This is a genomic window from Streptosporangium album, from assembly GCF_014203795.1.
GTDB lineage: Bacteria > Actinomycetota > Actinomycetes > Streptosporangiales > Streptosporangiaceae > Streptosporangium > Streptosporangium album.
In genome coordinates, this window is the sequence record NZ_JACHJU010000002.1 from 763212 (window position 1) to 788548 (window position 25337).

The window sequence follows — 25337 nt, forward strand, 5'->3', positions numbered from 1 at the left end:
CCGCCGCCGTCCCCGCCCCGTGCTGCCATGATCCTATGATCAAGATGACTCATGCCGTGGCCGCGGCCACGGCCGCGCTCCTCACCATGGGCATGTTCGGCGGTACCGCGTTCGCCGACCCCGCCCCTCGCCCCGGCCCCGGTCCCCGCCCCGGCCCCGCGAAGGTGACGATGGACGACAGCCAGTCGAAGATCACAGTCATGGGGGAGGGGGAACGGTCCGCCGTCCCCGACGTCATGCGCCTGAACGCCGGCGCCGAGGCGCGCCGCGCCACCGCGGGCGCCGCCTTCGCCGACGCGCGCAAGGCCGCCGCGAAGCTGACCGAGGCGCTGCTGGCGGCCGGGATCCAGGCCAGGGACCTGCGGACCAACGAGCTGTCCCTCGGCCCCGAGTACAGCACCTACCCCACCATCTCCGGTTACCGGGCGGCGCAGGGCGTCGAGGCCGTGGTACGCGACATCGGCTCCGCGGACAAGGTGATCGACGCGGTGGCCGCCGTCGGAGAGGAGGCCCGCCTGAACGGCATCTCCTTCGAGGTGTCCAACAACCGCAGGCTGCTGCGGGCCGCGCGCGACGCGGCGTTCCGGGACGCGGGCGCCCGCGCCGCCCAGTACGCCAGGCTGGCCGGCCGCGAGCTCGGCCCCGTCCTGACGATCAGCGAGGAGGACGCGTCGCCCCCGCCGATCAGGTTCGCCGGTGCCGCGCTGGCCGACAAGGCGTCCATCAGCCCCGGCCAGCAGACCGTCTCGGTCGATGTCCGGGTGGTCTACGGACTGCTCTAGCCCCCTTGGGCGTGGGACGGAGCCGCCGTCCCACGCCCCGGGAACCTCAGGGAAGAGCCAGCATCCGGTCGAGGGCGACCTTGGCCCAGCGGGTGGTGTCCTCGTCCACGGTGATCTGGTTGACGACCTGACCGGCCGCGAGCGACTCCAGCGCCCAGACCAGGTGCGGCAGGTCGATCCGGTTCATCGTCGAGCAGTAGCAGACGGTCCGGTCCAGGAACGTCACGTTCTTGTCCGGGAACATCTGCCCGAGCCGCTTGACCAGGTTCAGCTCGGTCCCCACCGCCCAGGAGGATCCCGCCGGGGCCTCTTCGAGCTTCTTGATGATGTATTCGGTCGAGCCGACGTGGTCGGCCTTGGTGACCACCTCGTGCCTGCATTCGGGGTGTACCAGCACGTTGACGCCGGGGATCCGCTCGCGGACGTCGTCCACGCACTCGGGGCTGAAGCGGCCGTGCACCGAGCAGTGTCCCTTCCAGAGGATCACCTTGGCGTTCTCGAGCTGCTCCGTGGTCAGCCCGCCGTTCGGCCGATGCGGGTTGTACACGACGCAGTCGTCCAGCGACAGGCCCATCTCCAGCACCGCGGTGTTGCGCCCCAGGTGCTGGTCGGGCAGGAAGAGCACCTTCTCGCCGCGGGAGAACGCCCAGTCGAGGGCCCGCCTGGCGTTGGAGGAGGTGCACACCGCGCCGCCGTTGCGCCCGCAGAACGCCTTGATGTCGGCGCTGGAGTTCATGTAGGTGACCGGGACCGTGGCATCGGCGATCCCGGCGTCCTCCAGCGCCTCCCAGCACTCCTCGACCTGGTCGAAGGTCGCCATGTCGGCCATCGAGCATCCCGCCGCGAGGTCGGGCAGGACGACCTTCTGCGTGTCGCCGGTGAGGATGTCGGCCGACTCGGCCATGAAGTGCACGCCGCAGAAGACGATGTACTCGGCATCCGGCCGGGCCGCCGCCTCCCGGGCGAGTTTGAAGGAGTCTCCGGTCACGTCGGCGAACTGGATGACCTCGTCGCGCTGGTAGTGGTGCCCCAGCACGAAGACCCGGTCGCCGAGCGCCGCCTTGGCCCGCCTGGCGCGCTCCACGAGCGCCGGATCTGAAGCGGACGGCAATTCGCCGGGACAGTCGACGCCGCGCTCGCTGTGCGAGTCGGTGCCCCTGCCGAGGATGAAGAGCGGAAGTCCGGTCTCGGTGGTCGTCACGACCACACCCCCTTATCGTCTAACTGACACTATGATGACACACGGCACTGGAGGCTTTATTCCAGGGGCAGGGGGGTAGTTCCGGACCACAGGAATGTGTAGCTGCCAGTGGGTGTTGGTAGCGTCTAAGAAGGACGTCGGAAACAGACAGCCGTTCCGATCGGGCGGTTGACGCAGACGCGGGAGTCACCACATGTCGGTTGAGAGCAGCGAGACCACGGCGCAGGGTCTGATCCTTAGTGACGCGGCCTCCGCCAAGGTCAAGAGCCTGCTGGAGCAGCAGGGCGAAGAAGGCCTCCAGCTTCGCGTGGCCGTGCAGCCCGGAGGCTGTTCCGGCCTGCGCTACCAGCTCTTCTTCGACGATCGTTCCATGGACGGCGACGTCGTCACGGACTTCAACGGTGTCAGCGTGGTCACCGACCGGATGAGCGCACCCTATCTCGTGGGCGCCACGGTCGACTTCGTCGACACGATCGAGAAGCAGGGCTTCACGATCGACAACCCGAACGCCACGGGTTCGTGCGCCTGCGGCGACTCGTTCAACTAGTCGCCCAAACGCCGCCCGCCAGGCGAAAAGGTGTGGAGCGACGGCCCCGCAGGGTGAGATCTGTCACCCTGCGGGGCCGTCGTGTGTCTGCAAGGTCGCGTATTCTTGCTGGGTTTCACTGCCCGCTCTTTTCTCAGATGCTGACAACGAGGAGAAAGATCCCGTGCGCATCGCCGTCACCGGCTCTATCGCGACCGACCACCTGATGACCTTTCCCGGGAGTTTCCGGGACCAGCTCATCGCCGAACAGCTCGACCGGGTGTCCCTGTCGTTCCTCATCGACGACCTGCAGATCCGCCGCGGCGGCTGCGCGGCCAACATCGCCTTCGGCATGGGCTGCCTGGGACTGACCCCCATCCTGGTCGGCGCCGTCGGCACGGACTTCGCCGACTACCGCTCCTGGCTGGAGCGGCACGGGGTCGACTGCGAGTCGGTTCACATCTCCGAGCTCCATCACACCGCCCGGTTCCTGTGCACCACCGACGAGGATCACAACCAGATCGCGTCCTTCTACACCGGTGCGATGGCCGAGGCTCGGCTGATCGAGCTCGGCCCGATCGCCCAGCGTCTCGACGGCCTGGACCTGGTGCTGGTCAGCCCCAACGACCCCGACGCGATGCTCCGGCACACCGAGGAGGCCCGCGGGCGGGGCATCCCGTTCGCGGCCGATCCGTCGCAGCAGCTCGCCCGCATGCCCGGTGAGGACATCCGGCTGCTGATCGACGGCGCCGCCTACCTTTTCAGCAACGACTACGAAAAGGGCCTCATCGAGCAGAAGACCGGCTGGTCCGACGAGGAGGTCCTCAGCCGGGTCGATGCCCGGGTCACCACGCTCGGCCCCAAGGGTGTCGTGATCGACCGCAAGGGCGAGCCGTCCCTGCACGTTCCCGCGGCCCCCGAGCTCGGCAAGGCCGACCCCACCGGTGTGGGCGACGCCTTCCGCGCCGGTTTCCTGTCCGCCCTCGCCTGGGGCCTGCCCCTGGAGCGCTGCGCCCAGGTCGGCAACCTCACCGCCACCCATGTCCTGGAGCATGTCGGCGGCCAGGAGTACCAGCTTGGCCAGAAGGCCTTCCTGGAGCGCTTCGCCGCCGCCTACGGCGCCGAGGCCGCCGACGAGGTGGCGCCCTCCGTGAAGTGCCACCACGCCTGATCTCTCGCTACGGCGAGCACGGTGGGGGGCCACTCGCCCCCCACCGTGCTCGCCGTACTCCACGCTCCTCGCCGGACACCGCCGCCCGCCGCGACGCCGGGACCTCGGGCCGCCGGGATCGAGGCGGAGAGCCCGCGCCGCGGCCGGAGGGTCAGGCGCCCGCGTAGATGTGGTGGACGAAGTCGGCGAGCTGGTCGTCCGGGAGGTGCTTGGCCAGATCCGCCTCGCTGATCATTCCGATGATGCGGTTGTTCTCGATCACCGGGAGGCGCCTGATCTGGTTCTCCTCCATCTTGGTCAGGACCTCGGAGACGGTGGCGTTTGAGGGCACCCAGACCAGGCCGGTGGCCATCTCCCCGGCGGTGACCTTCGACGGGTCCTTGCCGTCGGCCACGCACTTCACCACGATGTCGCGGTCGGTGATGATGCCCTTGAGGCGATCGTCACTCCCGCAGATGGGCAGCGCCCCCACCCGCAGCTCCCGCATCAGCTGCGCGGCCCGGTCGAGCGTCTCGTGTGCCTCTATGCACCGGGCGCCCGAACCCATCAGGTCCTTGGCAGTTTCCCCGCTCATATGTTCCCCCCGAAACGTATGTGGACTTTTCGGGAGGTTCCTACCCTGTTTTCCGCTAAATCAGTAGTTGCGCCGGACGTGGATGGCCCAGCCGCCCCCGGGGAGCTCGTGGCTGGCCACGTGGTGATGGGACTTCAGGCGGCACCACGCCGGGATGTCGGTGAAGGCCGCGGGGTCGTCGGCCAGGACCGAGACGATCGCGTTGCGCGGCACCTGGTTGATCTGCTCGGCGAGCATGATGATGGGGATCGGGCACTTCTTGCCCAGCGCGTCGATGGTCAGCGCCGGAGGCTGGGTGGATCCCTCGGTGGAGGCCTGCCTTGACGTCATGAAGCCTTCTCTCCCCGGATGCCGGTCACAACCTTACTCCCGCATCTTCGCGGATCTTCTTCACCATGTCAGGAAGAACGGTGAGGAAGCGGTCGACATCCGCCGAGGACGTGCCCTGGGGCAGCGACACCCGGACGTTCCCGTGGGTGAGGACGCCCATGGCCTCCAGAACGTGCGACGGGCGGAGCGTGCTCGCCGTACACGAACTGCCGGAGGATATGGCGAATCCCGCCTTGTCCAGCTCCGTCAGCAGAGCCTCCCCCTCTACGTAAAGACACGAAAAGGTGACAATGTGCGGGGCTCGCGCGACGGGGTCGCCGATGACCTCGACGTCCGGGACGAGCCGGGGCACCTCCGCCCTGATCCGGTCCACGAGCTCCGACAGCCGCGCCGACTCCCGCGCCGACTCGGCCGTCATGGCGCGCAACGCGGTGGCGGCCGCGACGATCGCCGGGACGTTCTCGAAGCCGGGTACCCGGCGCTGCTCCCGGTCGTCCTCGGGGAGCGGGCTGCGCCAGCGGGTGCCCTTGCGGACCACCAGCACGCCGACTCCCGCGGGCCCGCCCCACTTGTGCGCGCTCGCCGTCAGGACCGACCACCCGCCCGGCAGCGGCATCCGGCCCACGGTCTGCGCCGCGTCCACCAGCAGCGGCACACCCGCCTCGGCGCACAGGGCCGCGGCCTCGGTGACCGGCTGGACGGTTCCGACCTCGTGGTTGGCGCTCTGCAGGCACGCCAGGGCCGTGCCCTGGGTGAGGACCGCCTCCCCGAAGGCCGCCAGGTCCACCACGCCGGTACGGCCGACGCCGACCGTCTCGACCGAACCGCCGGTGCGCTCGTGGACCCCGGCGGCGTGCAACACGCTGGAGTGCTCCACCGCCGACGCCACCAGGCGGCGCCCGGCGCGGCGCCGTCCGTGCAGGGCGCCCAGCACGCCCAGATGCACGGCCTGAGTCCCCGAGGCGGTGAAGGAGACCTCGTCGGGCCGGACGCCGAGAACTTCGGCGACCTCGGTCCGCGCCTGTTCCAGTAACATCCTTGCCCGGCGGGCGGGGCCGTACAGTCTTGCCGGGTCGGCCCAGCCGACGTCGAGCGCCGCGATCAGAGCCTCGCGTGCCTGAGGGTGCAGCGGCTCGGTGGAGGCCGCGTCGAAGTACGCCACTCCTCAATCGTCGCACCAAGTGCGACGCAGGCGGGGGCTGCGCGGGGGGGCGAGGGCAGTCCGCGCTAGTGTGTCCCCCAGCGTAAAGCTGTGAACTACATGTTGTAAGCACGAATAAACGACCGCTCAGGAGCGACTCCTGGGCTTCATCTGTGGGGTAGGCGATCCGTGAGTCCGACCCGCCGTTCTGCACGGCGTCCGTTGGCCCGCCGCCGGGTGCCACGCGCTGCCGCTCTGGCGCTGCTGCTGGTGTCCGCGACGGCGTGTAGTGCCGAAGACTGGTCCCGGGGTGGCTTGCCCGGCGGCATCACCAAGCAGGCCGAGACCGTCCAGAATCTCTGGAACGGATCCTGGATCGCCGCTCTCGCCACCGGTGTGGTCGTGTGGGGCCTGATCCTGTGGTCCGTTGCCTTCCACCGCAAGAAGAAGCACTCGAAGGATGAGCTGCCGCCTCAGGTGCGCTACAACCTCCCCATCGAGATCCTCTACACGGTGGTGCCGATCATCATGGTCGGCGTGTTCTTCTTCTTCACCGCGCGTGACCAGAACTACGTCAACGCGGTGTCCGGCCAGGCTCCCGTGAAGGTCAAGGTCGAGGGGTTCCAGTGGAGCTGGCGCTTCACGACGGACTACAACGGCAAGCAGGTCGAAGTCATCGGCAGGCCCGCCGGCGACTACACCAAGGGTCCGCAGCTGGTGCTCCCGGTGAATCAGAAGGTCGAGTTCGACCTCGTCTCCCCGGACGTCATCCACTCCTTCTGGGTCCCGGCCTTCCATTTCAAGCGCGACGTGATCCCGGGTGTCGAGAACAAGTTCGAGGTCGACACGCTGGACAAACCCGCCGTCTACGCCGGCCGGTGCGCCGAGCTCTGCGGCGTGGACCACAGCCGGATGCTCTTCAACGTGAAGCTCGTGCCGCAGGCCGAGTTCGATCAGTACATCGCTAGCCAGGCGGGTGCCCAGTGACCGCACTTAACGAGCCCGTCGCCATCGCGCCGGTGCCGTCCTCCAAGGGTTCGATCATCGCGAAGTGGACCTCGTCCACCGACCACAAGATCATCGGACATCTCTACCTGATCACCTCGTTCGTCTTCTTCCTGATCGGCGGCGTCATGGCGCTGATCATGCGAGCCGAGCTGGCCCAGCCGGGCCTGCAGCTCACCAGCAACGAGCAGTTCAACCAGCTGTTCACCATGCACGGCACGGTCATGCTGCTCATGTTCGCGACGCCGCTGTTCGCCGGCTTCGCCAACGAGCTCATGCCGCTGCAGATCGGCGCGCCCGACGTGGCGTTCCCCCGGCTGAACATGGTCAGCTACTGGCTCTTCACCTTCGGCAGCACCATCGCCCTGTCGGGTTTCATCACCCCGGGCGGCGCGGCCAGCTTCGGCTGGTTCGCCTACACCCCGCTGTCGAACGCGATCAGCTCGCCCGGCGTCGGCGGTGACCTGTGGATCGTCGGCCTGACCATCAGCGGTCTGGGCACGATCCTCGGTTCGGTGAACTTCATCACCACGATCGTCTGCATGCGCGCACCCGGCATGACCATGTTCCGGATGCCGTTGTTCACCTGGAACGTGCTGCTCACCTCGATCCTGGTGCTGATGGCCTTCCCGGTGCTCGCCGCCGCGCTGCTCGCCCTGGAGGCCGACCGCAAGCTCGGCACCCACATCTTCGACCCGGCCACCGGCGGCGCGCTGCTCTGGCAGCACCTGTTCTGGTTCTTCGGCCATCCCGAGGTCTACATCATCGCGCTGCCGTTCTTCGGCATCGTGACCGAGATCCTGCCGGTCTTCAGCCGCAAGCCGCTGTTCGGCTACATCGGCCTCGTCGGCGCGACCATCGCCATCGCGGGCCTGTCGATCACCGTCTGGGCGCACCACATGTTCCCGACCGGCCAGGTGCTGCTGCCGTTCTTCTCGTTCATGACCTTCCTCATCGCGGTCCCGACCGGGGTGAAGTTCTTCAACTGGATCGGCACGATGTGGCGGGGGCACCTGTCCTTCGAGTCGCCGATGCTGTTCTCGATCGGCTTCCTGGTCACCTTCCTCTTCGGTGGCCTGACCGGCGTCATCCTGGCCTCGCCGCCGCTGGACTTCCAGGTGTCGGACTCCTACTTCGTCGTGGCCCACTTCCACTACGTCGTCTTCGGCACCGTGGTGTTCGCGATGTTCGCGGGCTTCTACTTCTGGTGGCCCAAGTTCACCGGCAAGATGCTCAACGACACCCTGGGCAAGGTGCACTTCTGGACGCTGTTCATCGGCTTCCACACCACCTTCCTGGTCCAGCACTGGCTCGGCGCCCAGGGCTTCCCGCGCCGCTACGCCGACTACAGCCCGATCGACGGCTTCACCGACCTGAACATGGTCTCCTCGGTCGGCGCCTTCCTGCTCGGTGCCTCCACGCTGCCGTTCCTCTACAACGTGTGGAAGACCCACAAGACCGCGCCGAAGGTGACCGTGGACGACCCGTGGGGCTTCGGCAACTCCCTGGAGTGGGCGACCTCCTGCCCGCCGCCGCGGCACAACTTCACCTCGCTGCCGCGCATCCGGTCCGAGCGACCGGCGTTCGATCTCAAGCACCCGTACGCCACGTCCCCTCGTGAGCTGGAGGAGGTCCGATGAGGGTTCAGGGTTGGTTGTTCATCCTCTGCGGAGCCTTCTTCGCGGCGGTGGCCGTTGTCTACTGGTTCTGGTCCAGGGAACCGGTCGGCACGACGGCGATGGCCATCTCGGTGGGCTTCGCCTTCATGATCGGCTATTACCTCATGTACACCGCCCGCCGTATCGGCGCGCAGCCCGAGGACAACAAGCAGGGTGAGATCAGCGAAGGGGCCGGAGAGCTCGGCTTCTTCAGCCCGCACAGCTGGTGGCCGCTGTTCGTCTGCCTGGCCGTCTCGCTCACCGCGGTCGGCCTGGTCATCGGCTGGTGGCTCTTCATCATCGGTGTCTTCGCGGTCATCATGAGCATGATCGGGTTCGTCTTCGAGTACTACCGGGGGCATTTCTCCCACTGATCTCTGCCGACTTTCCACCAGAAAGCGGACCACGGAAAATTTCTGTGGTCCGCTTTTTGGCGTTTGTTGACAGGTTAGGTCGGATGTCCTCCGTGGTGAACCGCTTACTCCGGGTAGTAACAGAATCAGTAGATCGGTCCGGGACGGGGGAGTTCACGTGGGGCAGGCGATCCGTGGTTCAAGCCAGGGGGCCGGGTTGCTGGCTCTGGTGCTGGTGACCTCATGCGCGGCCGGCGGTGGCGCCGGCGCGCCGGTGACGGCGAGTTCCAAAGGCGTCGAGGGCGCCACCGTCACGGTGGCGCCCGCCGACAAGGCCGGCGGGGTGCCCACCGACGCGACCGTTCTCGTGGCGGCGGAGGGCGGGGTCCTGAAAAAGGTCACCGTGAGGGGCCCCAAGGGCTCGCTGCCGGGCGTGCTGAGCGCCGACGGCACCCAGTGGCGGAGCCGGGGCACGGCGGCTCCTGGGACCTCCTACCAGGTCAGCGCGTCGGTGGCGAACCCGGCGGGAAAGATCACCGAGACCACCACCTCCTTCTCCACCGTCAAGGCCGACAAGACCTTCACCATCGACAGCTTCATGCCGAGCAAGGACATGACGGGCCTCACCGTTGGCGTCGGCATGCCGATCATGATCACTTTCGACCAGCCCATCACCGACCGCGTCTCCGTGGAGCGGAACCTGCTGGTCCACAGCTCCAAGCCGGTCTTCGGGGCGTGGCACTGGTTCGACGACAAGACGGTGCACTTCCGCCCCAGGCAGTTCTGGCCGGCCCACACCAAGGTCCGGGTCGAGGCCCGCCTGGCGGGCGTGCGCGGCGGCGCCGGCCTGTACGGCAAGCGGAATCAGGACATCAACTTCAAGATCGGCCGCTCCCAGATCACCCGGGGGAGCACCCAGTCCCACTACCTGATCGTCAAACGCGACGGCAAGAAGATCCGCGAGATGCCCATGAGCGCGGGACAGGGCGGCGACTGGAAGTACTACACCACCAGCGGCGTCCACCTGGCCATGTCCCGCGAGCCGGTCACCATCATGACCTCGCCCGGCATCGGGCCGGGACAGTCGGGCTACTACCAGATGACCGTCTACAACACCGTCAGGATCTCCAACAGCGGGGAGTACATCCACAGCGCCCCCTGGTCGACGGGCTCGCAGGGGTACGCCAACGTCAGCCACGGCTGCGTCAATGTGAGTCCCGAGAACGCCAGCTGGTTCATCGACAACACCCTGATCGGCGACCCGATCATCATCACGGGCTCGCCCCGCAAGCTGGAGCCCACGAACGGCTGGGGGCACTGGCAGGAGAACTGGAAGCAGTGGCTCCAGTGGAGCAGTGTCAAGAACTTCACCACGGAATCCCGCTGACCGTCGGCCGGAGAATCCCGGGAGGGCTCCAGCGGGCTCTCCAGGAGGCCGTACGCCCCATGAAGGGCGCCAGGCGCTTGCCGGCCGGATCGCACCCGCGGGCACGTCAGGGGCCGTCTCAGGGAAGCAACGGGGCCCGGACACCTCGCGGTGTCCGGGCCCCGTCCGTGGCGATCAGCGGATCAGTGGGTGAGAGACCTGTCGTTCTCCGTGCCCGAGCCGACGGCCGCGTGCTCGTCGTGACCGTGGCCGTCGTCGAGCGGGATCTTCTCGCCGCCGTAGGCCTTGCTCAGCTTGGCGCGGAGCCTGCCCAGCGGGCCGCGCATCCCCTTGGAGGGGATGCCGTCGGTGTCCTCGTCGGTTCCGGCGATCATCGGGACGGCCGCCTTGCCCCGCATGTGAGCCGCGATGTCCTCGTTCGGCGGAACGTGGACCTCGATGTACTCGCCGGAGGGCAGGCGCTTGATGACACCGGACTCCACGCCGTGCCCGATCACCGCGGCGTCGCTGCGCTGCAGGCCCAGGCAGAACCGGTAGGTGACGAAGTAGGCCACCGCGGGGCCGAGGAAGATCAGCACCCGGCCGACGTAGGTCGTCCAGTTCAGCGAGACGTGGAAGAACGAGGCGATCTCGTCGTTCGCGCCCAGCAGCCACAGGATGCCGTAGAACGTGACCGCGGAGATGCCGATCGAGGTGCGGTGCGGGTTGTTGCGGGGGCGCTCGGCGATGTGGTGCTCGCTGCGGTCTCCGGTGACCCACTGCTCGATGAACGGATACAGGGCCAGGCCCGTCATGATGATGCCCATCGGGACCAGCGCCGGGATCAGCACGCTCATCGGCAGCGTGAAGCCCAGGACGTTGATCTCCCATGCGGGCATCAGGCGGAGCGCGCCCTCCAGGAATCCCATGTAGAAGTCGGGCTGCGAACCCGCCGAGATGTCGGCCGGGGTGTAGGGGCCGAACAGCCAGATCGGGTTGATCTGCGCGAAGGTGCCCAGCAGCGCGATGACGCCGAAGGTGAACATGAAGTACGCGCCGGCCTTGGCCATGAAGGCCGGGTAGAACGGGGCGCCCACCACGTTGCTGTTCGTGCGGCCCTTGCCCGGCATCTGCGTGTGCTTCTGCACCCACATCAGGATCATGTGGGCGGTGATGAGCGCCAGCAGGATGCCCGGGATGAGCAGGATGTGCAGCGAGTAGAACCGGGAGACCACGTCCTCGCCGGGATATTCGCCGCCGAAGAGGAAGAAGGTGATCCAGGTGCCGACCAGGGGCAGGGAGATCGCGACACCCTCGGTGATCCGCAGACCGGCGCCGGAGAGCAGGTCGTCGGGGAGGGAGTAGCCGGTCAGACCCTCGGCCAGGGCCAGGGTCAGCAGACCGACGCCGATCAGCCAGTTGAGCTCGCGCGGCTTGCGGTACGCACCGGTGAAGAACACTCGGAGCGCGTGCACCATCATGCCGGCGACGAACAGCAGGGCGGCCCAGTGGTGCATCTGCCGCATCAGCAGACCGCCGCGCACGTCGAAGCTGATGTGCAGCGACGAGGCGTAGGCCTCCGACATCATGACGCCCTTGAGCGGCTCGTAGGAGCCGTCGTAGGCGACGTGACCCATGCTGGGCTTGAAGAAGAAGGTCAGGAAGGTGCCGGTCAGCAGCAGGACGATGAACGAGTACAGCGCGATCTCGCCCAGCAGGAACGACCAGTGGTCGGGGAAGACCTTGCGCAGGTTGCGCTTGAGGAAGGTTCCCGCGCCGATGCGGTCGTCGATGAAGCTGCTCGCGCCCGCTATGGGCTTCGGGACGGTTCCGGTGCTCATGCGTGGCCTCCGTTCTCACGGACCTCGGCCTCAGCGTCGCCGCGTTCCCAGAAACTGGGCCCGGGTGGGACGGCGAAGTCCGCCGTGGCGACGAGGTAGCCCTCGCTGTCCACGGCGATGGGCAGCTGCGGCAGAGGCCGGGCGGCCGGACCGAAGATGACCTTGGCGCCGTCGGCGGCGTCGAAGGTGGACTGGTGGCACGGGCAGAGGATGTGGTGCGTGCTCTGCTCGTACAGGGCCGCGGGGCAGCCGACGTGCGTGCAGATCTTGGAGTACGCCACGATGCCGTCGTGCGTCCAGTTCAGGTTCGTTCCGGACTTGATCTCTTCCGGGCGGAATTTGATCAGGATCAGTGTGGCCTTGGCCAGTGCGTTCAGGTCGTGCTCGTAGCCTTCGGGCACAACCGACAGGATGCCGCCGGGGGAGTTGAAGTCCGCCGCCCGGATCGGCGCGCCGGTCCCTTCGACGACGAGCTTACGGGGCTTGCCGTCCTTGGTCTTCTCGCCCCAGACGGTGTGCCTGAGCTTGCTCGGGAAGTTGGCGTAGGCCGGGCCGAGGTCGCGCAGCAGGACCAGCGGGGCCAGGCCCAGCGGGGCCGCGGCCAGCAGCAGCGTACGGCGGAGCAGCGGCCGCTTGATGATGCCGCTCTCCGCCACACCCTGGGTGAAGGTCTCGGCGACGTATTCCCGGGTCGAGCCGTCGGAGGCCATCTCATGGCGCTCCTGGACCAGCTTGTACTTCGGCATGATCATCCGGACCCAGACCACGATGCCCGCGGCCAGTGTGAGCAGCGCCACCGTGAGCGCGCCACCGAGGGCCAGGGTGGAGACCTTGGTCTTCTCGACGTCGCCGACCTGGAACACCACGTAGGCGACGATGAAGCCGATGCCCGCGATGAGGGCGACGGTGAAGCACAGGGCGGCGATCTTCTCGCCCTTCTTCGCCGTCGCCTCGTCCTGCAGGGTCACGCCGGGAACGTCGTAGTCCTCGGAGCGCTGCTCCGCCGCGCCCAGCAGGGGCGTGCCCGTCGCGGATGAGGGGGTGCCGATGACGCGCTTGGGCACGCGTCCCTCGGGCTGCTCGATGTCGTGATTGCTGTCAGTCATTGATGGGCCTGTCGCTTCTTCGCGGTGATCCAGATGGCGGCCAGGGCGAGCAGGCTGATGCCCGCGATCCAGGCCACCAGGCCCTCGGTTACCGGGCCGATGCGGCCGAGACCTGCGCCGCCGGGGTTGGGCTCCTCACGCACGCCCACGATGTAGGAGATCATGTCCCGCTTCTGCTCGGGAGTGATGATGCTGTCGTTGAACACCGGCATCGCCTGCGGGCCGGTGATCATGGCCTCGTAGATCTGCGTCGGGGTGGAGTCGTGGAGCGGCGGAGCGTACTTGCCCTGGGTCAGGGCGCCGCCCGAGCCGACGAAGTTGTGGCACTGGATGCAGTTCGCACGGAACAGCTCGCCGCCCTTCGCCTTGTTGCCCTTCGCGGGGTCGACCTGCTCCTGCGAGGGAACGGTCGGGCCGCCGCCGAGGGACTGGATGTAGGCCCCGAGCTGCCGGACGGTCTCTTCGTTGACCCACGGCGCCGGAGGCTTGCGCGGGGCCTGGGAGCCGGGGTTGGCCATGGGCATGCGGCCGCTGCTGACCTGGAAGTCCACGGCCGCCGCGCCGACGCCGATGAGCGACGGGCCCTGCGCGGTGCCCTCGGCGTTGAGGCCGTGGCAGCTGGCGCAGCTCGTCTCGAAGAGTTTCTTGCCCTGCGCGACGTCGTCTGCCCTGCCGGAGGCGATGGCCGCGTCAGCGCGCTCGCTCGGCGGGGCGACGAGGGTGTAGAACCCTCCGACCAGCGCGAGGGCCAAGAGCAGGACGGCGTATCTCGCGAGGGGATGCCGCCGCCTAGCGGTGATCCTGTTCACTGAGATCCCCGATTCCTTAATGAATGCCATAGATGGTCACGAAAAGGCCGATCCAGACCACGTCCACGAAGTGCCAGTAGTAGGACACGACGATCGCGCTGGTCGCCTGCTCACGGGTGAAGCGCTTCGCGGCGTACGTGCGTCCCAGCATGAACAGGAACGCGATCAGTCCACCGGTCACGTGAAGGCCGTGGAAGCCCGTGGTCAGGTAGAACACCGAGTCGTACGCGGAGTGCGACAGGGTGTGCCCCTCATGGGCCAGCTGGCTGTACTCGTACAGCTGGCCGCCGACGAACACGGCGCCCATCAGGAAGCTGACGATGTACCAGAAGCGCAGCTTGGCGACCTGGCCCTTCTCGGCCGCCCACACGCCCATCTGGCAGGTCACACTCGACAGGACCAGGATGATTGTGTTGACCAGCGAGAACTTGACGTTCAAATCGGCCTCGGGCCAGGGCAGGCCCTGGCCGAGGCTCACTGACCGGATGGTGAAGTACATCGCGAACAGCGCCGCGAAGAACATGAGCTCGGAGGACAGCCAGACGATCGTCCCGACGCTGACCAGATCGGGCCTGCGGGACGAATGTGCTGTCGTCGTCGTTGAGATTGCGGATGCTGTCGCCACGCCAGCATTATTGCGGCTCTCCGGCTCGGGTCGCCGCACGACCCCCCACTAGCGGCCGCAAAGGTACATCCAAACCGGATATATGTGGCTTTTTTCTCGCCGATGCCTCCGGCCTGGGCCCTCGGGCCGGGTGACCGGTACCATCCCAGGTGACCATACATCGACAAGGGATAGTGAGCGCGACCGTGAGCACCGACGACAAGATGAGGGTCCTCGTCTACAGCGACGACGCGAGCACCCGCGAGAAGGTGCGGCAGGCGATCGGCCGGCGTCCCGCCGCCGACGTGCCCCTCGTGGAGATCGTGGAGTGCGCCACCCACGCGAAGGTCGTCCAGCACCTCGACTCCGGCGAGATCGACGTCGCCGTGCTCGACGCCGAGACCCAGCCCGCCGGTGGCATGGGCGTGGCCCGCCAGGCCAAGGACGAGGTCCACGACTGCCCGCCGATCTGCCTGCTGATCGCCCGCCGCGACGACCGCTGGCTGGCCGAATGGTCCCGAGCCGAGGCCGTCGTGCCGCAGCCGATCGACCCGGTGGTCCTGGCCGACACCGTCGCCGACCTGATGCGCCGCCGCCTCTCCACCCGCCTGACCGCCCGGTAGAAACACCCTGGAGACCCCCATGGACGCGCGCACCACCTGGCCCGCGCTGCTGACGGCCCTGATCGCCGGCGAGCACCTGACCGCCGATGAGACCGCCTGGGCGATGAACGAGATCATGTCCGGCTCGGCCACGTCCGCGCAGATCGCCGGCTTCGCCGTGGCGCTGCGGGCGAAGGGGGAGACGGTCGCGGAGGTGACCGGACTGGCGCGCACGATGCTGGAGCGGGCCACCCCGCTGTCGGTGGAGGGGCCCATCGTCGACGTCGTCGGCACCGGCGGTGACCGCGCGCACACCGTCAACGTCTCGACCATGGCCGCGATCGTGGCGGCCGCCGCGGGCGCGCGGGTGGTCAAGCACGGCAACCGCTCCGCGTCCTCCCTGTGCGGCGCCGCCGACGTGCTGGAGCATCTGGGGGTCGTGCTCGACCTCCCGCCCGCCGCCACCGCCGCGCTCGCCGCCGAGGCGGGCATCGCCTTCTGCTTCGCGGCGTTCTACCACCCGGCGCTGCGCTTCGCCGGGCCGACGCGCAAGGAGCTCGGCCTCCCGACGGTCTTCAACTTCCTGGGCCCGCTGACGAACCCGGCCCGGCCCCAGGCACAGGCGATCGGCATCTTCGATCCGGGCATGCTCCCCGTGGTCGCGGGCGTCTTCGCCGAACGGGGGGTGTCGGCGCTGGTCTTCCGCGGCGACGACGGGCTGGACGAGCTCACCACCGCCACCACCTCCACGGTCTGGGTGGTGCGCGATGGCACCGCCACGCGGACCGTCTTCGACCCGGCCGTGCTGGACATCCCCAGGTCCGCGGCCGACGCGCTGCGCGGCGGGGACGTCACGTTCAACGCCCGGGCCGTGCACGACCTGCTCCAGGGCAAGACCGGCCCGGTCCGCGACGCGGTGCTGCTCAACGCCGCCGCCGCGCTGGTCGCCCTCGACCGCACGGGCGACGACCTCGACGCGGCGATGGCCGCCGGCTACGCGCGGGCCGTCCAGGCCGTCGACTCCGGCGCCGCCGCGGCCACCCTCGACCGCTGGGTCGAGATCAGCCAGTCGCTGAAGCCGCGCTGACCCCGGCTCTCCCCTCACGGGCGGATGGAAGATCCACCTGTGAGGGGACGCGGCCCCGGTGAGCTCCGCCCTAGATTGCGCCCATGTGGCGTGTTGCCCTCCCGGCCGAGCCGATACCGCTCATCCTGGTGCTGCCCGTGACGTCAGGTCTCTGCCTGGTCGCCCACGGGATCAGCATGATGACGCTCGGCGTGGGCGCCGGCCGGATGGTCATGGAGAAGGATCCCGCCCGGGCCCGTACGGCGGGCCTGCGGGTGGACATGGCCGAGGACGACAGTCCCGCGGAGATCGGCCTCGCCCTTGAGCTGTCGGTCTACCGGATCGTCCAGGAGGCGCTCGGCGGCGCCTCCGGGCGAGGCCGGGCCCGGTCGGCTCATGTCGCCCTGCGCTGGGAGCCGGGCCTCCTGGAGGTGGTGGTCCGTGACGACGGCCAGGAAGGCGCGCCGGCGGCCCCCGATCATCGGCTGGTGCGCATGCGCGAGCGGGCGGCGCTCTTCGGTGGGACGCTCGACGCGGTGGCCGTCCCCGGAGGAGGGTTCGAGGTGCGGGCCCGGCTGCCCACGGCGGGCGAGGGGCCGTCATCGAAAACCTCCAGCGTGGAGACCCCGGGCTTTGGCCCTGGGGAGGAAACGCGGCACGGTGCCGCACGGTTTAAATCGAACATGCGCGCGATTTTCAGCTGATCGTTCGGTACGATGCGAGGCGTGGCGCAGATCGTGAAGCGGGCGTTCAAGTTCCGCTTCTACCCGACCCCCGAGCAGGCTGATGAGCTTGCCCGGACGTTCGGCTGCGTCCGCCTCGTCTACAACAAGGCCCTGCAGGAGCGGACCCGCGCCTACCGGTCGGAAGGCCGCAAGGTCTCCTACGTGGAATCGTCGGCCGCGCTGACGGAGTGGAAACGCACCGAGGAGCTGGATTTCCTGGCCGAGGTGTCGTCGGTGCCGTTGCAGCAGGCGTTGCGGCACCTGCAGACGGCGTTTGCGAACTTCTTCGCCCAGCGGGCCGGGTACCCGGCGTTCAAGTCCCGGAAGAAGTCCCGGCTGTCGGCCGAGTACACCCGCTCGGCGTTCCGCTACCACGACGGGCGGCTCACCCTGGCGAAGATGGACGCCCCGCTGAACATCGTGTGGTCGCGCCCGCTGCCCGAGGGGGCCGATCCGTCCACGGTGACCGTGTCGAAGGACGCGGCCGGGCGCTGGTCGGTGTCGATCCTGTGTGAGGACACCGTCCGGCCTCTGGACCCGACCTCGGACATGGTCGGGGTGGACGCCGGGATCACCGCGCTGGTCACCCTGTCGCGTCCGATTCCGGGCGTGACCGACGACGACGGCAAGGTCACCAACCCCCGCCACGAACGCGCCGACCGCAGGAGACTCGCCCGCGCGCAGCGGATACCGGCCCGCAAGGAGAAGGGGTCGGCGAATCGGGGCAGGGCGAGGGTGAAGGTCGCCCGGGTGCATGCCCGGATCACCGACCGTCGCCGCGATGTCCTGCACAAGCTCACCACCGCGATCGTCCGCGAGAACCAAGTGGTCGTGATCGAGGATCTCACCGTGCGTAACCTGGTGAAAAACCACAGCCTGGCCCGCGCGATCTCCGATGCGAGCTGGCGGCGGATGCGCACCATGCTGGAGTACAAGGCGCAGTGGTACGGGCGGGAGCTGCTGGTGGTGGACCGGTGGTTTCCCTCCTCGAAGCTGTGCTCGGCGTGCGGCGCGCTCCAGCGGTTCATGCCGCTGAACGTCCGCGACTGGGTGTGCGCCTGTGGCGTGGTCCATGACCGTGATGTGAACGCCGCGAAGAACATCCTCGCCGCCGGGCTGGCGGAGAGGTGAAACGCCTGTGGAGCCGGTGTAAGACCTCAAGGGCGCAGGCCCGGCGGGCGACTGGCGGTGAAGCAGGAAACTCCACCCGTGAGGGTGGGAATCCTCCGGCTTCAGCCGTGGGGAGGAAGTCAACCCCCGCCCCTTCGCGCGAGTGTCAGTCGGACTCGCCGAGCCCGATCGAGAAGGCGGCGTCGAGATCGTGCCTGGAGTAGGTGCGGAAGGCGATGTGCGTCTCGGTGCGCAGCACCCCCTCGACCTTGTTGATCCGACCGGGGATGACCTCGGCGATCTCCTCGTAGGCGGAGACGCGGACCATGGCCATCAGGTCGTACTCCCCGGTGATGGAGTAGACCTCACTCACCCCGTCGATCCCGGCGATCGTCTGGGCGACCTCGGGGATCCGGTCCACCTCGGCGTTGATGTGCACGATCGCGGTGACCACGAGCTTCCTCCTCGTTGAGTACGGCTTGCAGGTCTGAAGCTATCAGCGCGCCGGGCGGCCCTCACGCGCCTGGTGCGGTTCGGAGGACCGGTAGGCGCGGTCGAGGCGCGCCTTGAACCGTCCCGCGCCGTCGATCGGCAGGCTCCAGGCGCCGTCCACCTGCACCAGCCGCACCCCCGGGGACTCCAGCCAGCGCAGAACGCACTCGGTCTCCTCGGCGCTGGCGGCGGGAACGGGGCCCGGTCCCGGCACGACGGTCTCGGCGGTGGCCACCAGCGCGTCCACGAACGGAGTGGGATGGGCGCCACGGGGCATCACCCCGGCCGATGCCAGCCGGCCGTACCGGACGACGTGGATCTGCCAGCCGCCGCCCGCCGCGGGGGAGGCCGCGACCATCTGGGGGATCGCGGTCAGCGCCCGCAGCCGCTGCATGCGGGCGGAGGCGCGGACGTAGGAGGCGAGCCGGTCGCGGTCGGCCGCGGCCTCCTCGTAGCGCTCGTCGGCGGCCAGGCGCTCCATCCGCTCCTGGACGGCCGAGAAGACCGGGGTGACGTCCAGCTCCATCGCCCGCCGCGCGGCCGTGGCGTGCCGGCCGTACTCCTCGACGCCCTGACGGCCCTCGCACGGCGCCCCGCACCTGCCGAGCCCGGCGAGGGCGCAGGCGGAGCGCCTGGTGCGCGGGGTGATCTTTTCGGTGCACTGCCGTAACGGGATCGCCTCGTGCAGCGCGGTGCGGGCGTCCTCGGCCGCGCGCGTGCTGGTGAACGGGCCCAGATAGCCGGCGTCGTCGTCCTTGATCTCGCGGACGACCGACAGGCGGGGGAACGGCTCGTCGGTGAGCTTGAGCCAGACCATCTTCTCCGGGAAGCGCGACCTGCGGTTGTAGCGCGGTTTGGCCGAGCCGATCAGCCGTAGCTCCCTGACCTCGGCCTCCAGGGCGGTCGCGCAGACGATCGGCCGGACCCGCTCGACGATGCCGATCATCTCGCGGATCCGTGGCCGGGTCTCGCCGGCGGTGAAGTAGCTGCGCACGCGGTTACGGAGGTTGGTGCTCTTGCCGACGTAGAGCGGGTCGCCGCGCTCGTCCTCGAACACGTAGACGCCGGGGCCGCTCGGCACCGCGTCGGCCAGGTGCCGCTTGCGCCGCTGCTCCGGCGTCGGCGCGCGGACGAAACCCTTCAACTCCTCCAGGGTGTGCACCCCGAACGAGCCCGCCCGCTCCAGCAGCGCGTGGAGCACGTCCACGGTGGCCTGGGCGTCGGCGAGCGCGCGGTGGCAGGGCTCGGTCCTGCTGAAGATCCGGGCCAGCGTGGAGAGCTTGCAGTTGGGCGCCTCGTCGCGGGTCAGCAGCTTGCGCGCCAGCACGACGGTGTCGACCACCGGATGGGCGGGCGTGGGATAGCCGTGGGCGGCGCAGGCGGACTTGAGGAAACCCAGATCGAATCCCGCGTTGTGCGCCACGAGGGTGGCGCCCTCGGCGAACTCCAGGAACGACGGCAGCACCGACTCGATCCTCGGCGCCGCCACGACCATGGCGTCGGTGATGCCGGTCAGCACCGAGATGAAGGGCGGGATCGGCGACCCGGGATCGACCAGGGTGGCGAACTCGCCCAGGACCTCACCCCCCCGGACCTTGACCGCCCCGATCTCGGTGATCGCGTGCTCGGCCGCCGAAACCCCGGTGGTCTCCAGGTCGAACACGACGAACGTGATCTGGTCGAGCGGTGTGCCGAGCTCGTCCAGCGTTCCCTGCACGGCGTAATCCACGACTCAGACCATAGGAGCCCGGACCGACATTTAACACTCCGGCGCCCGGCGTACCGGCCGCCGCGACGGTCACGGCCCTGCGCCACCGCGGCGACGGTCGGCATGATCCCGATCCGCTTCCTCACCCGGCCGTTCACTCCCGAGGGCGTCACGCCGCCGGCGCGAGCCGTGCGGGGCTGACCCCGCGGCCGTCCCCGGCGGAGTCCCATGAGGCGTCGAAGAGCAGGGTCTCGCTGGACATGCCGTTGCCCGAGGGGGCGGACAGCCGCGACACCGTGACGGGGCCGCCCAGGCGGCCGGTGAGCCATGAACGGAGCCGTTCGCGCAGCTCGCCGAGGTCGCGGGTGGAGGTGCGAATCTGTTCGGTCTGGCCGCGCTGTCCGCCCATCGCGCTCTCCCGGTGGCGTGCGTCACGAGTCGCTGGGCACAGTCGTATACCTATGATCAACCACTTGTCCACATACAGTTCACCTTTATGCCCGACAAAAGCATGGTTTCCAGCCATGTCCGGGGCGGGGTGAGGTAGCCGTACCCTTGACGTGAAGACCAATCCGAGTAGGGGCCGTGATGAGTTCAGCCGGAGAAGGCCTGTCTCGTCCGTTACCCGAGCAGGTCCGCTTACATGTCGTGGAGCTGGCGTCCCAGATTTTGGGGTCGATGCCCACCGCCACCGTGCCCCTGCCGCTCAGGGGGATCGCGAAATTCGACCCCCGTAAACGAGCCAAACTGGGCAGCGCCCCGATCGCCGCCCAACTGGAGAGCGACAAGGAGTTCCGGGAGCTGGTCGCCGAGACTCTGAGCGCGGGCTGGCCCGAGCTGGTGGCGAGCCTCGCCGAGGGCGTCGTGCCGCCGGCCGCCGAGCCCGTCCTGGTCGCCGCCGCCGCCTACCTGACCCGGCCGCCCGGCTGGGCGGAGATGGTGGAGGCCGCCCGCGCCGACCTGGAGCGGTCGGCCGTCGCGGCCGAGGGCTCGGCGCAGGAGCAGACGCTCAACCGGCTGCGCGAGCAGCTGGCCACGCAGAAGACCGCGGCCAAGGAGGAGTCCGACCGGCTGCGCGACCAGCTCAAGACGGCGCGCTCGGAGATCTCCGACCTGCGTCGCAAGCTGCACGACGCCCGCGAGCGGGCCAAGGCCGCCGACGCGCGGGCCGCCGAGGTGGAGGAGGCCGCCCAGGAGATCAGGGCCGCCGCCGCGTCGGCGGGCAGCGCGGGGGAGAGCGAGCTGCGCCGCCTGCGTGAGCGGCTGGCCGACGCCGAGCGGCAGCTGGAGGCCACCCGCCGGGCCGCACGCGAGGGCCGCAGCGTGGAGGACACCAAGGTCCGCATGCTGCTCGACGCGCTCCAGGACGCCGCCGCGGGGCTGCGCAGGGAGCTCGCCCTGCCCTCCAGCATCAGCAGGCCCGCCGACTCGGTGGCCTCGGTCGCGCCCGGCAGGCAGGGGGTCCAGGCGGTGCCCGCCAGGGCCCTCGCCGACGACGATCCGGTCCTCCTCGACCAGTTGCTCGCGCTGCCGCAGATCCACCTGATCGTGGACGGCTACAACGTGACCAAGAGCGGCTACGGCACGCTCACCCTCGCCGACCAGCGCAACCGTCTGCTCACCGGTCTCGGCGCGCTCTACGCGCAGACCCGCACCGAGCTGACCTGCGTCTTCGACGGGGCCGAGCTGAACGCCCCGGTCCCGGTCTCGGCTCCCCGGGGGGTCCGGGTGATGTTCAGCGCTCCCAATCAGATCGCCGACGACCTGATCCGCCAGCTGGTCCGCGCCGAGCCCGCCGGCCGTGCCGTCGCGGTGGTCTCCTCCGACCGTGAGGTGGCCGAGTCCGTGCGCCGGATGGGGGCGCGGCCGGTTCCTTCGGTGCTGCTTCTGCGACGTCTCGGGCGGGGATAAGCCTTTTGGTCGTATGGTGCGTCGGATCACACTGGAGGTGGATTCGATGCAGAAGATCATCGCACTGGCCTGCGCCGCCCTCGTAGCGGGTACGGCCGCCGCCGCACCCGGCATCCCCCGGGGCTTCCTGCTCTACGAGAAGGCCGCGGCCACGAAGGACTCGGACCCCGAGACGGTCTGGAAGGTCAGCGACTCCCTGAAGTCCCGGTTCGCGCTGAACCCGTGCGGCAAGAACGCCCCCGGCGGGATCGGCCGGGTGGCCGCGCGGACGGTGACGTTCACCGGTGTGCCGGACTTCATGAAGGTCGAGCAGGTGCTCCTGTACGGCTCGCGGGCAGGCGCCGAGCGGGCCATGGCCCAGGTCCGTGCCGCCCTGTCCGCGTGCGGGGCCAAGAAGGACGGCGGCTCCGCCTACCGCTACGTCTCCACGGCCGTGGCCGGGCTCGGCGACGACGCCCTGAAGGTCTCCGGCCAGGTCTACTACGGCAGGAAGGCCGGCGTCGGCGGGGACCGGAGCGTGGTGGTCCGCAGGGGCAACGCCGTGCTGGTCTACCTGTGGGCGGGGGAGTATTCCAAGCCCACCAAGCGGGACTGGGCCGACCAGATGCGGGACGCCACCAAGATGACCGCGAAAGTCTGCGCGATTGCCACCTGCCCGTAAGGAGTAAAACGGCCAAAAAGGTGAGCTAACCCTTACTTGTTCTGTACTATTCCGCCCAGGTCTTTGCACTGGGAGGCGATGCTGTGGCCGTGGCGGGTATGCCGGTTGGATTCGGGCGGATGCCGATTGCCGCAGGGTTGGCTCTCGCGCTCCTGCTGTTGCCGATCGGCGGCGCCTTCGCGGAGCCGAAGCCGACCGTGGCCGAGGCCAAGAAGAAGCTGGAGAAGCTCAACGAGCAGGCCGACAAGGTCGTCGAGAAGTACAACCAGGCCGGCGAGAAGCTGAAGCGAGCCCGCAAGAAGTACGAGACGCTGAACGGCGACCTCAACCGTCAGAACGCCAAGGTCGCCGGCCTGCGCAAGGGGCTCGTCACCATGGCCGTCAACTCCTACCAGCTCGGCAGCGTGAGCGGCTGGGAGGGCATGATCAACCAGCCCGATCCCACCATGCTGCTCAACGGCCTGGCCGCCGTCGACCAGATGTCCACCTCCCGCGCCCTGACCCTGGACGCCTTCGACGAGGCGAACAAGGTGCTGCGCGTCAATCGCGACAAGGCCAAGGCCGCCCTGACCGAGGCCGACGCGACGCGCGACGAGCTGGCCGAGGCGAAGGCCAAGGCCGACAAGATGGTGAAGTCCCAGACCGCCCTGCTGAACAAGCTCAACGCCTTCCAGCCGGGAAACCCCAACAGCACCGGGCTCAAGTACAACGGTCCGGCCTCGGGCAACGCCAGGGCGGCCCTGAGCTTCGCCTTCGCCCAGGTCGGCAAGCCGTACCGGTACGGCGGCACGGGCCCGGGCGGCTGGGACTGCTCGGGCCTCATCCAGGCCTCCTGGCGCAACGGCGGCGTCAGCCTCCCCCGCACGACCTGGGAGCAGTGGAGCTGGGGCGCGAGCCGTAAGGTGTCGCTGAGCGAGCTCCAGGCGGGGGACCTCATCTTCAGCGAGGGGCTGGGGCACGTGAGCATGTACGCGGGTGGTGGGAAGATCGTCCACGCCCCCCAGACCGGAGACGTCGTCAAGGTCGTCCCGCTGTCCTCCTACGGCCGTCGCGTGGTCGGAGCCGTCCGCCCCTGACCTGCGCGTCTGTGGAGGGCCTCCTGTTCCGGGAGGCCGAGGCTCCTCTGCAGACCCCCGCGGTTCCCCGTCAGACGCGCCAGACGGTGATGCAGAGCAGGGGCGCCACCAGTACGGCAAGGGGCCCGCTGAGCAGGATGCCGGCTGTCGAATAGGCGGCGGCAGGTGCCCAGTCCGACCGCTTGTCCCGCTGGTCGAGAAGGCGTTCCACCCGGTGGACGACCGCCTTGTCCGCCAGGGCCGGCGTCCCGCCTCCGCCGGGCCGGCCGCGGGGGTGGCCCATCCGCACCAGGGCGCGAGCCAGCGACAGCTCGCCGTGGGCGCGGCGGGCCTGGTCGTCTGCCGGCATCTCCAGCAACACCGGGACGACCTCGCGGGCCGTCCGAGCTGCGCTCAGCCAGGGAAACGCCTGGCTCAGCGCGATGAACGGCAGCAGGATGAGGTCATGGCGGCCTCGTGCGTGCGCTCGTGCCTGATCACGGCCTGCAGTTCTCGCGGGCTCAGTAGGTCCAGCGTCCCCTGGCTCAGCACGATGCGGGCATGTCGTCCTGGGACGCAGTACGCCACGGGCTCTTCACTCGGCAGGACGTAGGCGTCGTGGAGGAAGGAGTGATCTGCCAGACCAGCGTGTGCATGCCGTGCGGGAAGAGCACGGCCAGCGGCGCGGCTGCGGCCACCAGGCCCACTCCGACCGCTCCCAGCCCGCCGGACAGGCCGATGGCCTGCCAGAGGACGAGCGCGGCACGGGGACACCGATGAGTCCACGGTGCGGCGGCCAAGTGTTCGGCCACCCGTCCGCCGAGCACGACGGGCGTCAGCGAGATCCCCGCGGAGATCAACCAGAGGATCACGGAGCAACTCCGTCTCGCCCCTCGAGCGCGTCCCGAAGGGCCGCGGCCACCTCGGGCGACACCGTGCCGACGAAACGGTTCACCGCCGCTTCGAGATCGCCGGCTTCGTCGAGGGCGGCACGCATGGTCTCGGCGACGAATCTTCTGGTACGTCACCCTGCACAACCTCGCCCGGCGCCACCTGCCCGTCCCCGCCGGTGTGCGCCGCGCGATCGGGGCGGTCATCGGCTACCACGCGGTCGCCCTCACCATCTGGTCCCTTGGCGTCATCACCCTGATCGGCATCCGGTTCTGGTCGTACTGGACCACCTTGGTGTGACCATTCCCGTCCGTCATGCTCGATCTTCCGGGAAGCGATGAAGGCCGCAACGCTCGCCGGCCCGTCGCTTCCCTGCCCCCTGGCCGGTGCCGGAGGTTCGGCGGCGACTTCGCGGCGATCTAGACGTATAGGACGGCCGTTCCGCGGGCCGGAGAGAAAGAGATCAAACCTGATGTGACAAATGTTACAGGAGTGGCGTTTTTTGGATCATGATCCGTGGAATGTGACGAGGGTCATATCCGGATGAGGGAACCGCATATCACGCAATGATCACGAGGTGGGGAAGAGCTTTATCGATCTCCGTATTCATGGCATTGCTTTGCCGAAATATGGTGTTCGAGGTAGCTTC

Annotated in this window: 28 protein-coding genes and 1 pseudogene; 14 read left to right on the forward strand and 15 right to left on the reverse strand. The window is 68.8% G+C overall.

Features of this window, described 5'->3' with window-relative positions; genetic code table 11:
• Positions 1-35: 35 nt before the first annotated feature.
• Complete coding sequence (locus FHR32_RS27285; RefSeq protein WP_184757385.1) at positions 36-782, forward strand: SIMPL domain-containing protein; 747 nt, start codon at positions 36-38, stop codon at positions 780-782.
• A gap of 46 nt (positions 783-828) precedes the next feature.
• On the opposite strand, the gene nadA is transcribed toward FHR32_RS27285, so the two are convergent.
• Positions 829-1983 carry a quinolinate synthase NadA gene (nadA, locus tag FHR32_RS27290; RefSeq protein ID WP_312882718.1) on the reverse strand — a complete coding sequence of 385 codons (1155 nt, stop codon included), beginning with the start codon at positions 1981-1983 and terminating at the stop codon, positions 829-831.
• A 193-nt stretch (positions 1984-2176) separates the two neighbouring features.
• Between nadA and erpA the strand changes: the two genes are divergently transcribed.
• Together erpA and FHR32_RS27300 are read left to right on the forward strand one after the other, a co-directional pair.
• Positions 2177-2530: an iron-sulfur cluster insertion protein ErpA gene (gene erpA, locus FHR32_RS27295; protein WP_184757387.1), complete on the forward strand. Its 354-nt coding sequence runs from the start codon at positions 2177-2179 to the stop codon at positions 2528-2530.
• 163 nt (positions 2531-2693) lie between these two features.
• Positions 2694-3680 (forward strand): carbohydrate kinase family protein, encoded by a 987-nt coding sequence (locus FHR32_RS27300; RefSeq protein WP_184757388.1) that lies wholly within the window; start codon positions 2694-2696, stop codon positions 3678-3680.
• Positions 3681-3831: 151 nt separating this feature from the next.
• Here FHR32_RS27300 and FHR32_RS27305 read toward each other — a convergent pair whose 3' ends face one another.
• The 3 genes from FHR32_RS27305 to FHR32_RS27315 are packed head-to-tail and all read right to left on the reverse strand — an operon-like array spanning position 3832 to position 5746.
• Complete coding sequence (locus tag FHR32_RS27305) at positions 3832-4254, reverse strand: CBS domain-containing protein (RefSeq protein WP_184757389.1); 423 nt, start codon at positions 4252-4254, stop codon at positions 3832-3834.
• Positions 4255-4314: 60 nt separating this feature from the next.
• Positions 4315-4584: a sulfurtransferase TusA family protein gene (locus FHR32_RS27310; RefSeq protein ID WP_184757390.1), complete on the reverse strand. Its 270-nt coding sequence runs from the start codon at positions 4582-4584 to the stop codon at positions 4315-4317.
• A gap of 25 nt (positions 4585-4609) precedes the next feature.
• Positions 4610-5746, reverse strand: coding sequence for a cysteine desulfurase family protein (locus FHR32_RS27315; RefSeq protein WP_184757391.1), 1137 nt, complete (start codon positions 5744-5746; stop codon positions 4610-4612).
• A 216-nt stretch (positions 5747-5962) separates the two neighbouring features.
• On the opposite strand from FHR32_RS27315, the gene ctaC reads away from it, so the two are divergent.
• From ctaC to FHR32_RS27335, 4 genes are all read left to right on the forward strand, one after another.
• Positions 5963-6712, forward strand: coding sequence for an aa3-type cytochrome oxidase subunit II (gene ctaC / locus FHR32_RS27320; protein ID WP_312882719.1), 750 nt, complete (start codon positions 5963-5965; stop codon positions 6710-6712).
• On the forward strand, positions 6709-8370 hold the full coding sequence (gene ctaD / locus FHR32_RS27325) for an aa3-type cytochrome oxidase subunit I (RefSeq protein WP_184757393.1): 1662 nt from the start codon (positions 6709-6711) through the stop codon (positions 8368-8370). The genes ctaC and ctaD overlap by 4 nt, the downstream gene beginning before the upstream one ends.
• A complete protein-coding gene (locus tag FHR32_RS27330; RefSeq protein WP_184757394.1) occupies positions 8367-8762 on the forward strand; it encodes a cytochrome c oxidase subunit 4 in 396 nt (131 codons plus the stop codon). Before ctaD ends, FHR32_RS27330 begins: the two co-directional genes overlap by 4 nt.
• Before the next feature lie 157 nt (positions 8763-8919).
• On the forward strand, positions 8920-10128 hold the full coding sequence (locus tag FHR32_RS27335) for a L,D-transpeptidase (protein ID WP_184757395.1): 1209 nt from the start codon (positions 8920-8922) through the stop codon (positions 10126-10128).
• 182 nt (positions 10129-10310) lie between these two features.
• Here FHR32_RS27335 and qcrB read toward each other — a convergent pair whose 3' ends face one another.
• The 4 genes from qcrB to ctaE are packed head-to-tail and all read right to left on the reverse strand — an operon-like array spanning position 10311 to position 14488.
• Positions 10311-11948, reverse strand: a complete 1638-nt coding sequence (gene qcrB / locus FHR32_RS27340) for a cytochrome bc1 complex cytochrome b subunit (RefSeq protein WP_184757396.1) — start codon at positions 11946-11948, stop codon at positions 10311-10313.
• Positions 11945-13054: a cytochrome bc1 complex Rieske iron-sulfur subunit gene (qcrA, locus tag FHR32_RS27345; protein WP_184757397.1), complete on the reverse strand. Its 1110-nt coding sequence runs from the start codon at positions 13052-13054 to the stop codon at positions 11945-11947. Before qcrA ends, qcrB begins: the two co-directional genes overlap by 4 nt.
• Positions 13051-13863 (reverse strand): cytochrome bc1 complex diheme cytochrome c subunit, encoded by an 813-nt coding sequence (gene qcrC, locus FHR32_RS27350; protein WP_184757398.1) that lies wholly within the window; start codon positions 13861-13863, stop codon positions 13051-13053. The genes qcrA and qcrC overlap by 4 nt, the downstream gene beginning before the upstream one ends.
• A 16-nt stretch (positions 13864-13879) precedes the next feature.
• Positions 13880-14488, reverse strand: coding sequence for an aa3-type cytochrome oxidase subunit III (gene ctaE, locus FHR32_RS27355; RefSeq protein WP_184757399.1), 609 nt, complete (start codon positions 14486-14488; stop codon positions 13880-13882).
• Positions 14489-14691: 203 nt separating this feature from the next.
• Here ctaE and FHR32_RS27360 point away from each other — a divergent pair, with 203 nt between their 5' ends.
• The 4 genes and pseudogenes from FHR32_RS27360 to FHR32_RS27375 all read left to right on the forward strand — a co-directional run.
• Complete coding sequence (locus FHR32_RS27360; RefSeq protein ID WP_184757852.1) at positions 14692-15090, forward strand: DNA-binding transcriptional response regulator; 399 nt, start codon at positions 14692-14694, stop codon at positions 15088-15090.
• Between the two features lie 19 nt (positions 15091-15109).
• Positions 15110-16156 (forward strand): anthranilate phosphoribosyltransferase, encoded by a 1047-nt coding sequence (gene trpD, locus FHR32_RS27365; RefSeq protein WP_184757400.1) that lies wholly within the window; start codon positions 15110-15112, stop codon positions 16154-16156.
• Positions 16157-16239: 83 nt separating this feature from the next.
• The gene (locus FHR32_RS27370) at positions 16240-16839 is read left to right on the forward strand and encodes a sensor histidine kinase (RefSeq protein WP_184757401.1); all 600 of its coding nucleotides are present in this window, start codon (positions 16240-16242) and stop codon (positions 16837-16839) included.
• Between the two features lie 12 nt (positions 16840-16851).
• Positions 16852-18060, forward strand: a pseudogene (locus FHR32_RS27375) (RNA-guided endonuclease InsQ/TnpB family protein); the annotation flags it as partial.
• Between the two features lie 76 nt (positions 18061-18136).
• Here the strand turns inward: FHR32_RS27375 and FHR32_RS27380 are convergent.
• The 3 genes from FHR32_RS27380 to FHR32_RS27390 all read right to left on the reverse strand — a co-directional run bounded on the left by FHR32_RS27380 (position 18137) and on the right by FHR32_RS27390 (position 20579).
• Positions 18137-18424: an Lrp/AsnC family transcriptional regulator gene (locus FHR32_RS27380; protein WP_184757403.1), complete on the reverse strand. Its 288-nt coding sequence runs from the start codon at positions 18422-18424 to the stop codon at positions 18137-18139.
• 42 nt (positions 18425-18466) lie between these two features.
• Positions 18467-20191: a DEDD exonuclease domain-containing protein gene (locus FHR32_RS27385; protein WP_184757404.1), complete on the reverse strand. Its 1725-nt coding sequence runs from the start codon at positions 20189-20191 to the stop codon at positions 18467-18469.
• Positions 20192-20339: 148 nt separating this feature from the next.
• Positions 20340-20579, reverse strand: a complete 240-nt coding sequence (locus FHR32_RS27390) for a hypothetical protein (RefSeq protein ID WP_184757405.1) — start codon at positions 20577-20579, stop codon at positions 20340-20342.
• 269 nt (positions 20580-20848) lie between these two features.
• On the opposite strand from FHR32_RS27390, the gene FHR32_RS27395 reads away from it, so the two are divergent.
• The 3 genes from FHR32_RS27395 (at position 20849) to FHR32_RS27405 (ending at position 23818) form a co-directional block, all read left to right on the forward strand.
• Positions 20849-22081, forward strand: a complete 1233-nt coding sequence (locus FHR32_RS27395) for an NYN domain-containing protein (protein ID WP_246467449.1) — start codon at positions 20849-20851, stop codon at positions 22079-22081.
• A gap of 46 nt (positions 22082-22127) precedes the next feature.
• The gene (locus tag FHR32_RS27400) at positions 22128-22742 is read left to right on the forward strand and encodes a hypothetical protein (RefSeq protein WP_184757407.1); all 615 of its coding nucleotides are present in this window, start codon (positions 22128-22130) and stop codon (positions 22740-22742) included.
• Positions 22743-22861: 119 nt separating this feature from the next.
• Positions 22862-23818, forward strand: coding sequence for a C40 family peptidase (locus FHR32_RS27405; protein ID WP_221466233.1), 957 nt, complete (start codon positions 22862-22864; stop codon positions 23816-23818).
• 70 nt (positions 23819-23888) lie between these two features.
• Here the strand turns inward: FHR32_RS27405 and FHR32_RS27410 are convergent, their stop codons facing one another.
• From FHR32_RS27410 to FHR32_RS46155, 4 genes are read right to left on the reverse strand one after another with little or no spacing between them, the layout of a single operon-like run.
• Positions 23889-24179 carry a M48 family metalloprotease gene (locus tag FHR32_RS27410; RefSeq protein WP_184757409.1) on the reverse strand — a complete coding sequence of 97 codons (291 nt, stop codon included), beginning with the start codon at positions 24177-24179 and terminating at the stop codon, positions 23889-23891.
• Between the two features lie 53 nt (positions 24180-24232).
• On the reverse strand, positions 24233-24385 hold the full coding sequence (locus tag FHR32_RS47370; RefSeq protein ID WP_184757410.1) for a M48 family metalloprotease: 153 nt from the start codon (positions 24383-24385) through the stop codon (positions 24233-24235).
• Entirely contained in the window at positions 24343-24669 is a 327-nt protein-coding gene (locus FHR32_RS27420) for a hypothetical protein (protein WP_184757411.1), read from the reverse strand. The genes FHR32_RS47370 and FHR32_RS27420 overlap by 43 nt, the downstream gene beginning before the upstream one ends.
• The gene (locus FHR32_RS46155) at positions 24666-24794 is read right to left on the reverse strand and encodes a hypothetical protein (protein ID WP_281391054.1); all 129 of its coding nucleotides are present in this window, start codon (positions 24792-24794) and stop codon (positions 24666-24668) included. The genes FHR32_RS27420 and FHR32_RS46155 overlap by 4 nt, the downstream gene beginning before the upstream one ends.
• Positions 24795-25337: the final 543 nt, after the last annotated feature.